The organism is Bacillus sp. CZDM1, from assembly GCF_055502545.1.
Window position 1 is genome coordinate 104045 of sequence record NZ_JBUESO010000002.1, and the last position, 13778, is coordinate 117822.

General features: G+C 37.1%; 16 protein-coding genes. 9 read left to right on the top strand and 7 right to left on the bottom strand.

The window, feature by feature from the left end:
• Positions 1-128 precede the first annotated feature (128 nt).
• Positions 129-839 carry a Dph6-related ATP pyrophosphatase gene (locus ACY3XC_RS05040; RefSeq protein WP_464867552.1) on the bottom strand — a complete coding sequence of 237 codons (711 nt, stop codon included), beginning with the start codon at positions 837-839 and terminating at the stop codon, positions 129-131.
• A 323-nt stretch (positions 840-1162) separates the two neighbouring features.
• Between ACY3XC_RS05040 and ACY3XC_RS05045 the strand changes: the two genes are divergently transcribed.
• Complete coding sequence (locus tag ACY3XC_RS05045; RefSeq protein ID WP_464868030.1) at positions 1163-1693, top strand: GNAT family N-acetyltransferase; 531 nt, start codon at positions 1163-1165, stop codon at positions 1691-1693.
• 137 nt (positions 1694-1830) lie between these two features.
• Here the strand turns inward: ACY3XC_RS05045 and ACY3XC_RS05050 are convergent, their stop codons facing one another.
• Positions 1831-2157, bottom strand: coding sequence for an EthD family reductase (locus tag ACY3XC_RS05050; RefSeq protein ID WP_464868031.1), 327 nt, complete (start codon positions 2155-2157; stop codon positions 1831-1833).
• 294 nt (positions 2158-2451) lie between these two features.
• On the opposite strand from ACY3XC_RS05050, the gene ACY3XC_RS05055 reads away from it, so the two are divergent.
• The 6 genes from ACY3XC_RS05055 (at position 2452) to ACY3XC_RS05080 (ending at position 7601) form a co-directional block, all read left to right on the top strand.
• Complete coding sequence (locus tag ACY3XC_RS05055; RefSeq protein ID WP_464867553.1) at positions 2452-2928, top strand: DUF2975 domain-containing protein; 477 nt, start codon at positions 2452-2454, stop codon at positions 2926-2928.
• 10 nt (positions 2929-2938) lie between these two features.
• Complete coding sequence (locus ACY3XC_RS05060; RefSeq protein WP_133367729.1) at positions 2939-3157, top strand: helix-turn-helix domain-containing protein; 219 nt, start codon at positions 2939-2941, stop codon at positions 3155-3157.
• A 44-nt stretch (positions 3158-3201) separates the two neighbouring features.
• On the top strand, positions 3202-3993 hold the full coding sequence (locus ACY3XC_RS05065) for a DUF817 domain-containing protein (protein WP_464867554.1): 792 nt from the start codon (positions 3202-3204) through the stop codon (positions 3991-3993).
• Between the two features lie 255 nt (positions 3994-4248).
• Entirely contained in the window at positions 4249-5526 is a 1278-nt protein-coding gene (locus ACY3XC_RS05070; RefSeq protein WP_464867555.1) for a mechanosensitive ion channel family protein, read from the top strand.
• 325 nt (positions 5527-5851) lie between these two features.
• Positions 5852-6379, top strand: a complete 528-nt coding sequence (locus ACY3XC_RS05075) for a YceI family protein (RefSeq protein ID WP_464867556.1) — start codon at positions 5852-5854, stop codon at positions 6377-6379.
• A 307-nt stretch (positions 6380-6686) separates the two neighbouring features.
• Positions 6687-7601: a VOC family protein gene (locus ACY3XC_RS05080; RefSeq protein ID WP_464867557.1), complete on the top strand. Its 915-nt coding sequence runs from the start codon at positions 6687-6689 to the stop codon at positions 7599-7601.
• 95 nt (positions 7602-7696) lie between these two features.
• Here the strand turns inward: ACY3XC_RS05080 and ACY3XC_RS05085 are convergent, their stop codons facing one another.
• The 4 genes from ACY3XC_RS05085 to ACY3XC_RS05100 form a co-directional block, all read right to left on the bottom strand.
• Positions 7697-8482 carry an ABC transporter permease gene (locus ACY3XC_RS05085; RefSeq protein WP_464867558.1) on the bottom strand — a complete coding sequence of 262 codons (786 nt, stop codon included), beginning with the start codon at positions 8480-8482 and terminating at the stop codon, positions 7697-7699.
• 3 nt (positions 8483-8485) lie between these two features.
• Complete coding sequence (locus ACY3XC_RS05090) at positions 8486-9277, bottom strand: ABC transporter permease (RefSeq protein WP_464867559.1); 792 nt, start codon at positions 9275-9277, stop codon at positions 8486-8488.
• On the bottom strand, positions 9274-10272 hold the full coding sequence (locus ACY3XC_RS05095) for an ABC transporter ATP-binding protein (protein ID WP_179159850.1): 999 nt from the start codon (positions 10270-10272) through the stop codon (positions 9274-9276). Before ACY3XC_RS05095 ends, ACY3XC_RS05090 begins: the two co-directional genes overlap by 4 nt.
• A 234-nt stretch (positions 10273-10506) precedes the next feature.
• Positions 10507-11739 (bottom strand): endo-1,4-beta-xylanase, encoded by a 1233-nt coding sequence (locus tag ACY3XC_RS05100; protein ID WP_464867560.1) that lies wholly within the window; start codon positions 11737-11739, stop codon positions 10507-10509.
• A gap of 306 nt (positions 11740-12045) precedes the next feature.
• Between ACY3XC_RS05100 and ACY3XC_RS05105 the strand changes: the two genes are divergently transcribed.
• Positions 12046-12567, top strand: coding sequence for an ECF transporter S component (locus ACY3XC_RS05105; RefSeq protein ID WP_464867561.1), 522 nt, complete (start codon positions 12046-12048; stop codon positions 12565-12567).
• 185 nt (positions 12568-12752) lie between these two features.
• Here the strand turns inward: ACY3XC_RS05105 and ACY3XC_RS05110 are convergent, their stop codons facing one another.
• The gene (locus ACY3XC_RS05110) at positions 12753-13193 is read right to left on the bottom strand and encodes a GNAT family N-acetyltransferase (protein WP_464867562.1); all 441 of its coding nucleotides are present in this window, start codon (positions 13191-13193) and stop codon (positions 12753-12755) included.
• Positions 13194-13302: 109 nt separating this feature from the next.
• Here ACY3XC_RS05110 and ACY3XC_RS05115 point away from each other — a divergent pair, with 109 nt between their 5' ends.
• On the top strand, positions 13303-13755 hold the full coding sequence (locus tag ACY3XC_RS05115) for a MarR family winged helix-turn-helix transcriptional regulator (RefSeq protein WP_464867563.1): 453 nt from the start codon (positions 13303-13305) through the stop codon (positions 13753-13755).
• Positions 13756-13778: the final 23 nt, after the last annotated feature.

A 13778-nucleotide genomic window follows, 5' to 3' on the forward strand; every position in this document is an offset into this window, starting at 1 on the left:
ACATGGCGCCATAAGGATTAGTCCTTAATCCAGGGTCTTGAGGACAAATCTCGCGTGCCCCATAAGGATTAGTCCTTAGTCCAGGATCTTGTACAAAAAAAACAACTAAATTTACGAAAAGAGCCTTATTATAAGGTACCCATATCAGCCATCTGATCCAGCTCCAAAGGTAAAAAAGCATATTCTCCGTTCTTGATAATTTCACATTTACGAACAGGAATGTGATGTTTAAAAATAGGACCATCTATGACTGTGGTATGAAACTCTCCACCTTCTCCGCAGGGATCAATCCCACGAGCTTCAAGCTCCTTCACATATTCATGGGTTAATGTTCTCCCTAAATCTTCTTCGAGCATTCCAAGAGATAGATTTACAGTAACAAGGATCGTTACAAATCCTAGATTGATGAACTCTTCGACAGCTTCACGGTGATTCATTTCCCATAAGGGCATCCCCAGCTTTAATCCAGCATTCTTTGTAACTTTTTCATGCCAACAGCCATGAGCAGGCATATCCAAGTCTCCAGTTACTAACACTTCAGCTCCTTGGTTTTTAGCTTTTTCTAAAAGGCTTATAAATACTTTTTCATAATCTGTCCAGCTTGCAGCTGCAGTATATACGGGCAAACCTATTGATTTAGCCTGGGCATGTATGAGCTCCGGTGGCATTCCATGGGATCTCGAACGTTTCCCCTCTTCCTCCAGCATGACAATCAGTCCAAGTGCTTCTCCATCCTTCCTAGCTTTATATAGCGCTAAGATACTATCCTTTCCACCGCTAAAAGAAGCTATGAATTTATGGCCGCTAGCACCATTTTTCCAATCTTTTAATTCAGTCATTCCTATCTTCCCCCTTTATTCTAAAATATTTTTCACGAGATCTATTACTAGTCAGATCAATATTTTACTAATAAGCTTCATAGCCCAATTTTTTGATTCTATAAAGATTTTACCTTACAATTGCAAATCATGAAATTGATGGATGTTATAATGAGTTCAATCTCGAGGATCTTTTTAAAGCAAGTAGACTTAGTTATTTTCTAGGATTAGAATTCGAAGCTCGAATTCCTTAGTTTTGAACGAAAAGCCATTGGATTAATACTTTTCAGATTGCAATAAAGTGTGATGAAACTCTCAAATAAAAATTTTTTTGGAGGTGTATGATGATTTATTTAGAAACCTCAAGATTGAAACTACGCGACTGGGAAGATACAGACTTAGAGCCATTTAGTCGACTAAATGCGGATGAAAAGGTTATGAAGTATTTTCCTAAAACCTTATCAAGTGAAGAAACAACCGTGTTTTATAAATCAATTATCTCTGAATTTATAGAATGTGGATTTGGGTTATATGCCGTGGAAGTAAAGGAAAATAAAGAGTTTATAGGGTTTATAGGGTTTCATCGGGCAAACTTCGAGGCAGATTTTACACCATGTGTAGAAATTGGATGGCGCTTGAAACAAGAGGCTTGGGGAAAAGGATATGCAACCGAGGGAGCGGCAGCATGTTTACAATATGGATTTAAGGAATTGGGTTTTAGTAATATTTATAGTTTTACTGCTGATGTTAATACTCCTTCGAAAAACGTAATGATAAAAATCGGTATGAGTTTTATTAAATATTTTAATCACCCGAAGGTTGAGATAAAAAGCCCTTTAAATACACATGTTCTATATCATATAAAGAAAATGTAAATTGCTAGCCTAATTATGTTATTTACTGGAGGGATTAGCTGGAAAAGAACCTTTTATTCTCTTAAGGATTTAAAAAGTAGTTGGAAGTAATGAGCATTCCTTTAATAACTAATCTGAAAATGGGACGAGTCTTTCCTTCATAATAGAGGAAAAGAAACGTCCCATTTATTTTTATTCAATAATCGTATAATCGGAGGGTTTTCCAGGTATGTAAAAAGATTTGGACCGTCTTCTTCTGCTTGTTTTGCTTCGGGGCTTGCAAATGCTTCTTGAAGTTTTTCCATATTCTCGAATTCTAATATGGTCATCAGATAAAAGTTTAAATTTGTGTTTTGTGAATCTACAACGCGATGCACAGAATCTTTAATAATATTTTGAATCTTCCTGCCAAGTGGAACATGAACATCAAAATAATGCTGATCGAATTTCTCCTTATCCGTTGGTTCCTCATACATAATTACCATCTTCGCCACTGCACACTCACACCTTTCGTTTGTCTATAGGTAATATTTCTATGCCAGTACTTTTTTCTCCTTCAATATCAATGCAGTTAAAAAGTTTTTATTGAAAATATTTCCAAAATACTTAAAAGATAAAGAGCATTTCATTGTAATGAGGGAATTGCTTTTATTTTTGTCTAAAATTAAAAGGATTTTTACATAACGATAAGAGTATAATAAAAAAGAATAATAATTTATTGTAAAACGATAAATGTCATGTTAATATCAAATAGAAAATAAATTAGTGAGGTGCTTTTTATGAAACGAGGTTCAACATTATTTTTAAGGATGGCTGTTTTTCTTATTGGAACTCCAGTTCTTGCTTTGGGTATATTTGGGTTAACATGGTTACCTAAAAATCCAGCAAATCCAGAATATGCCCATATGCTATATCCTATTGTAATTGGTATGTATGTATCAGTGATACCGTTTTTCGCTGCATTGTATCAGGCTTTTAAACTTTTAAGCTATATAGACAGTAACCAAGCCTTCTCTGAATTGTCTGTTAAAGCTCTAAAGAATATCAAATTCTGTGCAATGACAATCAGTAGTTTGTATGTGCTAATTATTCCATTTGTTTTTCTCGTAGCAGACCTGGATGATGCACCAGGACTCGTCATAGTCGGAATGGTCCCTGTTTTCGCTTCAATGGTGATTGCCGTCTTTGCTGCCGTTCTTCAAAGACTTTTACAAGAAGCGATCGATATAAAATCTGAAAATGACTTAACGGTCTGAGGTGAAAACAATGGCAATTATAATAAATATTGATGTGATGTTGGCAAAAAGGAAAATGAGTGTCACCGAACTTTCGGAGAGGGTTGGAATAACGATGGCCAATCTTTCTATATTGAAAAATGGAAAAGCCAAAGCGATTCGATTATCTACATTAGAGGCAATTTGCAAAGCCTTAGATTGTCAACCTGGAGATATTCTAGAATATCGAAGTGACGAAGACACCCCATAAACAGGATAGTCAAACTCTGAAATAACCCTTTGGAGGCACAAACTATGAGAGCACTAAAACAACTCGTTTTTTTTGGTTGGGAGCAAGCCCTATCATGTTTGTTTTCTGTTGTTATTTTTGCCTCTTTGGCTTTAACACAGATTGTGCAGCTTCCCTTCCTGCCAAGATATGATTGGCTGCTCATCATCTGTCTTCTGATGCAGTGGTGGATGGTGCGATCTGGGCTTGAAACTCGAGATGAATTAAAGGTTATCACCTTGTTCCATCTAATTGGACTTGCGCTTGAAATTTTCAAGACTCACATGGGTTCCTGGTCTTATCCAGAAGAAGGATATTTCAAAATCTTAGCTGTGCCGTTGTATAGCGGATTCATGTATGCAAGTGTAGCGAGTTATCTTTGTCAGGCGTGGAGGAGGTTAAAGGTAGTACTGGTTAAGTGGCCGCCGTTTTTAGTCGTTGTACCTCTTGCAGCTGCGATTTATTTGAACTTTTTCACTCACCATTTTTGGATTGACGTTCGTTGGTGGCTATCTGCTTTTGTCATGATCGTCTTTTGGAAATCAGGGGTGACATACGTGGTTGGTGGAACCCGTTACCGAATGCCACTGGCACTTTCTTTTGTGCTCATTGGATTTTTTATATGGATAGCTGAAAATATTGCCACGTTCTTTGGAGCTTGGGAATACCCAAATCAAAGCGATGCATGGAGTCTCGTTCATCTAGGAAAGGTGAGTTCATGGCTCTTATTAGTGATTGTTAGCTTTCTTATCGTAGCGACGTTGAAGCTGGTTAAGGGGAGTAATTCATCAAGAATCGATAATAGTAAATTTTTATAGTGTTAGGAAAGCTCATTAATAAAAGTCGAATCCTTAGAATAGTAAGGAATTCGACTTTTTTAGATTGAATTAAAAATTTTGAATAAAGTAATATGGAAAAAGAAGCACTTGAGTAGCTTACAGTAGCGTTTAATGTTTCTATTTTGCAACGGAGTATTTTGAAATGCAATTTAGGAAAAATATATGTAGAATGAGTGATTAGGGTGGTGTATTTAACGAACTGACAACATGTGATGATATACAAGGGAGGAAAATATGAATCTTATTCGGAATCAACTGCTTGAATATGGGATGAATCCAGTCCTTACTGATAATCTTGCTGCTATTATTATGATTCTTTTTATAAGCATTCTCTGTATTATTGCGAATTTTATTACGCAGAAAATCGTGTTGAGGGTCATAACTCATATCATTACAAATAACAAATTCGAGTGGGATAATATCCTTTTAGAAAGGAAGGTTTTTCGCAGGTTATCCCATATTGTTCCGGCAATTATTATTTATTATTTTTCAACCACCTTTCCAGCCTATCAGCACTTAATAGAAAAAGGAGCCATTACCTATATAATTATTGTTGGGTTAATGGTCATTAATAGCTTTTTAAAAGCCGTAAATGATATTTATTTAACCTTTGAAATCTCTAAGACTAAGCCAATCAAAGGATATATTCAGGTTGTCCAAATTATTGTTTTCATTCTTGGAGGACTCGTCGTAATCGCCAATTTGATGGGGGAGAGTCCTTTTATTCTTCTTAGCGGGATCGGTGCTTTATCAGCTGTTCTTCTAATCGTGTTTAGAGATTCACTTTTAGGACTTGTAGCTGGGATTCAATTAGCTGCCAATGATATGGTGCAAGTGGGTGACTGGATTGAAATGCCTAAATATGATGCGGATGGAGATATTATTGATATCTCTTTGAATACGGTAAAAGTTCAGAACTTTGATAAAACGATTACCACAATCCCAAGCTATGCTCTTATTTCTGACTCCTTTAAAAACTGGAGAGGGATGCAAGCTTCTGGCGGACGCCGAATTAAGCGGTCTTTATTTATCGACACCAACAGTATTACGTTTTGCACAGAAGAAATGATAGAGAAATTTAAAACGATCCAATTTCTATCAGATTACATAACTACGAAGGAACATGAAATTGCTGAATACAATGCCAAGAATAAAATAAATCGGAATAATCCAGTCAATGGCCGTGCGCTTACTAATATCGGGGTTTTTAGAGCGTATATTAATCAATATCTTCAACATCACCCAGGAATTAGTCCGGAAATGACTTTACTCGTAAGACAACTAGCACCAACTGAAATGGGATTGCCACTTGAGATTTATGCATTTACCAATGATATTCGCTGGGATGTATATGAAACCATACAATCCGATATCTTTGATCATCTCTTCGCGGTAGCACCGGAATTTGGACTTCATTTATTCCAGAGTCCATCTGGTAATGACTTTAAAAAAATGATGGGGGATATTGGAGGGAATGAAAGGAGTAGGAGTAAAGAAACAGATTACTCCTAACAATACCGCCTTATTAGAAAAGACACAACACTCACCAATGTTGTTTATTCAACGCTTGTGAGTGTTTTTTTTGTATGAAAATGTACAAGGATTTTTTAAAAATTATTGGATCAAAAAAATATTTCCGTAAAGTGTTGACAGTACGAAGGAATATATGATAAATTTATCTCGAGTTAGAGATAAATAATTTCGAGACAATAAACTGAACTATACTTTCGGATTTGTAGATCTCAACAAGTTTGCCTTTAATTTTGAGGTAAACGATTTTTTTAGTAATATATCTCAACTTCGAGATAACAATAAAACAAAATGGGGGAATTTTAAAATGGCAAAATGGACAGTAGACCAATCACACTCAAGCGTAGGATTTGAAGTAAAACACATGATGGTATCCAAAGTAAAAGGACAATTTGAATCCTATACTGCGGAAGTAGAAGCTGCAGATTTAACAGATTTAACTTCAACTTCAATTTCTTTCAAATTTGATGTAGCAAGCATTAACACACGCAGCGAAGATCGTGATAACCACTTAAGATCTGCAGATTTCTTTGATGTTGAAAGTAACCCAACAATTGAATTTACATCTACAGGCATTACAAGAGATGGAGATGACTACAGAGTAACTGGTGACTTAACGATTAAGGACGTAACAAAACCAGTAACGTTTGCTGTTGAATTTAATGGTAAGGGTACAAACCCATGGGGCGTAGAAGTTTACGGATTTGAAGCAGAAGCGAAAATTAACCGTGAAGAATTCGGTCTTACTTGGAACGCAGCTCTTGAAACAGGCGGCGTGCTTGTAGGAAAAGACATCAAAATCAAGGTTGAATTAGAAATTAACCCAGCAGCATAATTGGTAAGTCGCAAGGTCAATAATAATAACGGTAACTAAAAACCAATTCGAGCACTTACTTGGATATTGAAACACTCACAAACGTTGTTATATCAATGTTTGCGAGTGTTTTTTTGTATTATAGTCTTTCCACCTATCAAGCATATAGGGTTTGTCACTTTTCTTGTTGAGAATAGCTTCATTTAGAAATGATTAGTAATTACAAACAGATGGAAAATGGTAATATAATATTGAATGATGCCTTATACTGGATTTTTGGTCATAACCATGTTGTCTAAAAATGGTAGAAATTAAAGGAGGATTAATTATGTCAAAAATAAATCAAAAAATTGTTCCGCATTTATGGTATGACAAGGAAGCAAAAGAAGCAGCTGAGTTTTACGCTTCTATATTCCCGGACTCAAAAATAACGGATGTAACAACGATCCATGACACACCATCAGGCGACTCCGATATCGTCTCCTTTGAGCTTTGGGGGCAAAAGTTCATGTCAATCAGCGCAGGACCTTATTTCAAGATCAATCCATCTGTGTCCTTTATCGTAAATTTTGACCCATCTCGAGAAAAAGACGCGAGTGAAAAATTAGATGAGGTTTGGGACAAATTGTCCGAAGGCGGAACAGCTTTAATGCCACTTGATCAGTATCCGTTCAGTGAGAGATATGGCTGGATTCAGGATAAGTATGGTTTATCCTGGCAATTAATGCTTTCCAATCCAGAAGGTGAAGAGCGGCCTGCAATTGTGACGTCACTTTTGTTTGTCGGAGATCAATGCGGCAAAACAGAAGAGGCGATTAACTTTTATTTATCAGTATTTAAGAACGGAAAGCAGGGACATATCGCCCGCTACTCTGATGGCATGGAACCTGATAAAGAAGGAACTATCATGTTCGCTGACTTTTGCTTAGAAAATCAGTGGTTTGCTGCAATGGATAGTGCGCATGAGCATAAATTCAATTTTAACGAAGCTATCTCATTTATGGTATATTGCGACACACAAGAAGAGATTGATTACTACTGGGACAGGCTCTCTGCAGTTCCAGAAGCCGAGCAATGCGGCTGGCTGAAAGATAAGTTTCGCATATCATGGCAGATTGTGCCAAGTGAGATGGACGAGATGATGAGTAAGGGCACACCGGAGCAACTTGAGCGCCTAACAAAAGCATTTCTTAAAATGAAGAAATTTGATCTTGTGGAATTACAGAATGCATTCAAGGGATAATGAGAAATAAAGCCCTTAAGAAGCCTTGATGGCTTCTAAGGGCTTATTATAGTTTTAGGAGTTGGCTATATGATTCTATCGTTTTAATTCAAAGGTTAATTCCCAGCCCCACGATACCTCTTGACTCCAGCATTCCACAGCAAAATCGCAATCCCGAAGAACAGAAGTCCCATAACGGGTGTGAAAAAGGCGTAGCCATACCATTCTTCACGATTCAAAAAATAGGAAGCTGGATATACACCGACAAAGGCGAAAGGTAGAATCCACGTTAACACAAATTGAATTACCTTGTTGTAAATGTTAATAGGATAGCGGCCGTAATTGCTGATGTTATACATCATGGGCATAATATCGGTACGGCTGTCTGACCAGAATCCAATCGTTGCAATCGAAATAAAGACTCCAGCGTAAATAAATGCCCCGCCAATCACCATGAGAATAAAGATCAAAATATCGTACCAAGCAATAGTAAGTTCTAGGTTCGACATGGCATAACCCATAACCAATAAGCCTGTAATCGCACCGAATAAAGATTCCAGCTCGATTCGTTCTAATATAATTTGGAAAAGACTGTGAACCGGCCGTGTCAAAATACGATCCATTTCGCCTTTGACAATATAGCGTTCATTAAAGTCCCATATGTTAAAAAAGGACGAAAATAGCGAATAAGGAACAAGGAAAAATCCATAAATAAAAATGATTTCATCCCGGTTCCAGCCGCCTAAAAAAGCTGTATGGCGGAAAACGATTATTATGAAAAGTAGGTTGACACCTTGAAATAATAGGTCAGAAAGGATTTCAATAATCGTATCAACACGGTAAGTGAGCCTTGTTTTTAAATATTGAGAGGCGTATTGAAAGAACAATGATAGATAAAACATTGGTCAGCCCCCTTGTACAATTAAGTGTTTTTTTGCCTGCGACCATAGAAGGCGGATAGGAATCAGTAAAATGACCACCCAGAATACTTGTGAAAGCAAAGCATTATAGATTTCTTGACCAACAAAGCCTTCTGTAAAAATCATACTAGGAACATAGCTGATCGCTTGAAAGGGCAAATACGACATTACGTCCTGAGCCCATACTGGATAAAAAGAGATTGGGAGAAGTAATCCTGAGAACAAATCAATCACGACACGTTTTGCTCGAATCAACCCTGTGTTATTAAATAAAAAGAACGTCATTATACCTGTTAATAAGTTGATATGCGTATTAACAATAAAACTAAAAACAAGCGAGATAAAGAAAAATATCCACGTTGTCAAACTAGCATCAAAGCGAACTGGAAATATTAAGGCAACAATAATCATACCTGGGACAGAGAAAAACAATAAGCGAAAGACGCCTTCCCCAAGTGCCTGCATGGTTTTCATCCCTAAATAGTTATAAGGGCGGATCATTTCAATCGCGACTTTGCCGTCTTTGATTTCAGCCGCAATTTCACGATCAATATTGTTATAATAAAACGCTCTTGCCATCCAAGCGACTGCTACATAGGTAGTCATTTGAGCGACGGATAATCCCTGGATCTCTTCTTTCCCTCCATAAATCGCTGACCATAAAAAATAGTAGGCTCCAATATTAATGCTGTAAATTAAAATCCCGCTATAATAGTTTGTCCGGTAAGCGAGCATCATTAAAAAACGCACTCGAATCATTTCTAAATACATACTCATGTGAGGGCCATACCTTCTTCATAAATCTTCCGTACAATCTCTTCCGTAGAAACTTCATTGATTCGAACATTCTTAATCGGATTCCTCTGGATGACATCACTAATCAATCGAGAGACCATTTGTTCATCCCCATTGACATACCCGAGCCAGGTGGTAGCATCCTTTTGTTCCCATTGAATATTCTCGACACGAGGCAGGGAGCTGCGAGGAACTTCTGACAAAAATTCAAATTCGATTTGTTTTCCTTCCACGGCATGTTGTTGAAGTTGATTTAACTTGCCATCATAAATAATTTTTCCTTCATCTAATAACACCACTCGTTCACAAAGAGCTTCAATATCCGTTAAGTCATGTGTCGTCAAGAGAATGGTGGTTTTATATTGTTCGTTAATTTCCTGGAGAAACTTTCGAATTTTTAATTTCACCAATACATCTAGCCCAATCGTTGGCTCGTCCAAAAAGAGAAGAGGAGGATTGTGTACGAGAGCAGCGGCTAATTCGCAGCGCATCCGTTGTCCAAGAGACAGCTTTCGGACCGGTTTATCTAGTAAAGGACCGATTTCTAACGTCTCGATCACATGGCCCATATGATGGTTATAGTCGTCATCCGAAACACGGTATACTTTTTTTAATAACCGGAAAGACTCTTGAACCGCAATATCCCACCATAGCTGTGACCGCTGACCGAACACCACGCCAATGGTTCGCACGAATTCCTCCCGCTGCTTATGGGGATTCATCCCATTTACGATAATGGAACCGGATGTGGGAGTCAATATGCCGGTTAACATCTTAATTGTCGTTGATTTACCAGCACCATTCTCACCAATATAACCAACCATTTCCCCTTGTTTAACCGTAAGTGAAATATTATCAACAGCCGCATGGACTTTATAATTTCTCGTAAATAAATCTCGAAACGCTCCAGCCAAACCGGGCCTGCTTGTATATGAATTAAATTCTTTCCGTAAATTTTGAACCTCGATGACATTCATTTCGTTTCCTCCTAGGAGTTAAAAAAACAAGATTGAAAAGTGTCTTACCAATCTTAAATAATAACGTGAGCTAGTTTTTGATGCAAGTATGGTGCACTTTACATCCGGTGATAACCAATATTGGCGAAAAATACAACGCTTAGCATTCACTAAAGTGTAATCATGGATAGAATATAAGATAAATGAAAAGCTTCCGGCCAGAATTTGGACGGAAGCTTTTTTTAAGTACATCGATTAGATTGTAATTTGTACTGGTTCAGCATCTTTATCTAATTTAAAGCTTACTTTCTTATCTCTACAAACAAGATCATATTCACCAAGGAATCCTTCAAATGAAACGAAACCGTTTTGATCTGTCTTACATGTCACATTTGTAGACCAGTCACCTTTAATGAGTTTCTTTAATACTTCATAAGCAGGTTTTGGGCTATTGTCTCTTCTAACAAATCCAGCAGGAGCACCAAGCCATGCACCATCATCACTAAAGGACCAGGTCGTAATGGCTTCTACCTGAGGATGTTTAAACAGTATAGAATACATTTCTTCAACTTCTTTTGCCTGACGTTCTTCAAACTCTGGTGTTGATGGCCACTCAGGAATCTGATAATCATTCAGGTCTTCTATTTCAGGCGGCATAAGATGCCCGGATGTCAGTGTGTTTTCTGTAAAGTGCAGGGGAAGTCCAAAGTGGGAGAAACGATCTAGTACTTCTTCTAATTTCTCACGTCCCCAATATCCCTGATGCTGATGTGACTGAATGCCAATCGCATCAATGGAAATACCAGCCTGCAAGCAGCCATCAATTAAGATTTCATAGTTAATAGAAGTATTAAAGTCATTTAATAATAGTGTTGCCCCAGGATTAAATTCACGGGTCTTTGCAAACATTTCTTTAATAATGCCAACGCGGCCAAGATCTTTAGAGATTCTTGTGATGCCATTGTCATACTTATCAAAGATTGGCATGATCACAACTTCATTGATCACATCCCACATATCGATTAAACCTTTGAAATCTGATACTTCACGTTCAATTCTAGCAAACTGTGCTTTCAGTATTTCTTCATTGCTCATATCCAGAAGCCATGGGGCCGTAACGGTGTGCCAGCAAAGAGGATGTCCTTTTACTGCTACATTTCTTTCTTTTAACCACTGAGCAGCAGCCTTTAATTCGTTTGTCCGTGGTTTTCCATTTTCAGGTTCGAATGTTCCCCAATAGAAAGGTAGTGTTGCAGAGTTAAATACATCTAAGAACTTTTCCAGTTTATTTTCCAAAAATACAAGTCTGTCTGCTGCTACATTTTTGTTTGCTACTTCGATTGCATCGAAAATACCGCAGCCAAATAAGAACTTATGATTTGTCAGCTTAAGTGATACTTCCTTTCCTGCAACTGGATATCCTGATGTATCGACAAGTTTGATTGTCTTGCTCGCCATACGGTGTGCAAATTCATTTGTCTGTACCATTATACTACCTCCATTTTCATAACCGTTTCTCACAGTTCTATTAAAAGAAAACGCATTCGTAATTCAACAAAATTTTAGCAAACATTGTATATTCAGTAAACTAACTATTGTGATCATCTATAGTTTTTAAAGTAAGTAGTTTAATAATTATGGTAGTTATAGAGAAGATCGCTATCTATTTTCTTAGCAATTAATCCAATAAGTGGATGTGGAGCGGTTAGGGACTATATGTACTATTCGGAACTTTCTATTTAAAAAAATAGAATTGTATGATATTATTTTAAAAAAACAGAAGAGGTTGTCTTTATGAATTCACTATCCGCACCGACAGTATCAACAAAAACAAAAACCATCGTCATCAATTCACTTTTCATCGCATTAACCCTAGTGGCTACGATGTTCATCAACATAAAGCTCCCGATAATGGGTAACGGAGGCCTAATCCATCTCGGTAACGTACCGCTTTTTATAGCAGCCTTTGTTTACGGCAAAAAAACGGGAGCAGTAGCAGGTGCGTTCGGAATGGGCTTATTCGATCTTCTCTCTGGCTGGGCACTTTGGGCACCATTTACATTTATCATTGTAGGTGCAATGGGCTTCGTCGCCGGACTTATTTCTGAAAAAGTACCGGGCAAAAGGATCTATGTTAACACTCTGGCCGTTGCTACTGCACTCATCATTAAAGTGGTTGGCTATTATTTTACAGAAGTGCTCCTTTATGGTAACTGGTTACAGCCATTCGGCTCCATCCCTGGAAACATTATGCAGGTTGCCATAGCAGGTATAATCGTTATACCTCTTGTAGTTCGCTTAAGGAAAAGAGTTTAATTCGTATAGGGTCAATGTTCATGCTCTTGATCGACCCAGACTAACAATACAGTATCTATTGAAAATGATAAAGACACTCACAATTATTGATTTATCAATAGATGTGAGTGCTTTTTTTTGCATATAATGCCCTTGCTGCTGAAATTCTAAAATATGAGGAGTGTGTGTAAACACTAGGCAGTTCATTACCGATTAAATAATTCTTTCGTCATCAATAAATGGGGAATTCCGTCCTCTATAAAAATGTTTGATGAACTCTGATAACCTAGTTTTTTATAAAAGCCCTCTGCTTGTGTTTGTCCGTGTAATTTGACCTTCTTCGCGCCTCGTTCCTGTGCACTTCCCTCTAATGCGGTAATAATTACCTTACCTAGACCGAATTTCCGGTATGGTTCTAGAATACAAATTCTCTCTAATTTTCCAAATTCATCAACCCATCGTACTCGTCCTGTTCCGACAGGTTGTTCTTCGAAATAAACTAAGAGATGTTCACATTGACCATTCAGATTGTCAAACTCGTCAAATTCATCCTCTAAGGGTACGCCTTGTTCCTCAACAAATACCTCTTTTCTAATTTGAAATGCCTTTTTTAAATCTTCTTCCATCGTTATTCTTTTTGTCCTCATTATTTTCAATCCTTTATTTTTTTTGTTGTATTTACAATAATATTAGGTTAAATTTAATTTATAGTAAATATGTTGTAATTGCAACAAAAACTTCATCTAAGGAGAAATTATGAAGGAAATTTTGCGCGAAATTGGAATGATCGCTAGAGCATTAGATTCGATAAGTAATATTGAATTTAAAGAATTGGAGCTTACGAAAGGGCAATATTTGTACCTTGTGCGGATATGTGAAAACCCTGGAATCATTCAAGAAAAGGTAGCTGAAATGATTAAAGTGGACCGAACAACAGCAGCACGCGCTATCCAAAAACTTAAAATGAATGGCTTTATTGAAAAGAAAGACGACCAACATAACAAGAAAATTAAAAAACTCTTTCCAACAGAGAAAGGGAAAACTGTGTATCCGTTTATAAAAAGAGAACATAATTATTCCAATACCGTTGCATTAGAGGGATTTTCAGAAAGAGAAATAGACACCATTTTTAATCTTCTTCAAAGAGTAAGAAAGAATATAGAAAAAGACTGGGAACATGTAAAAAAGGGAAACAAGAGAAATTATTGATTAGATAAAGGAGCGGCATACTA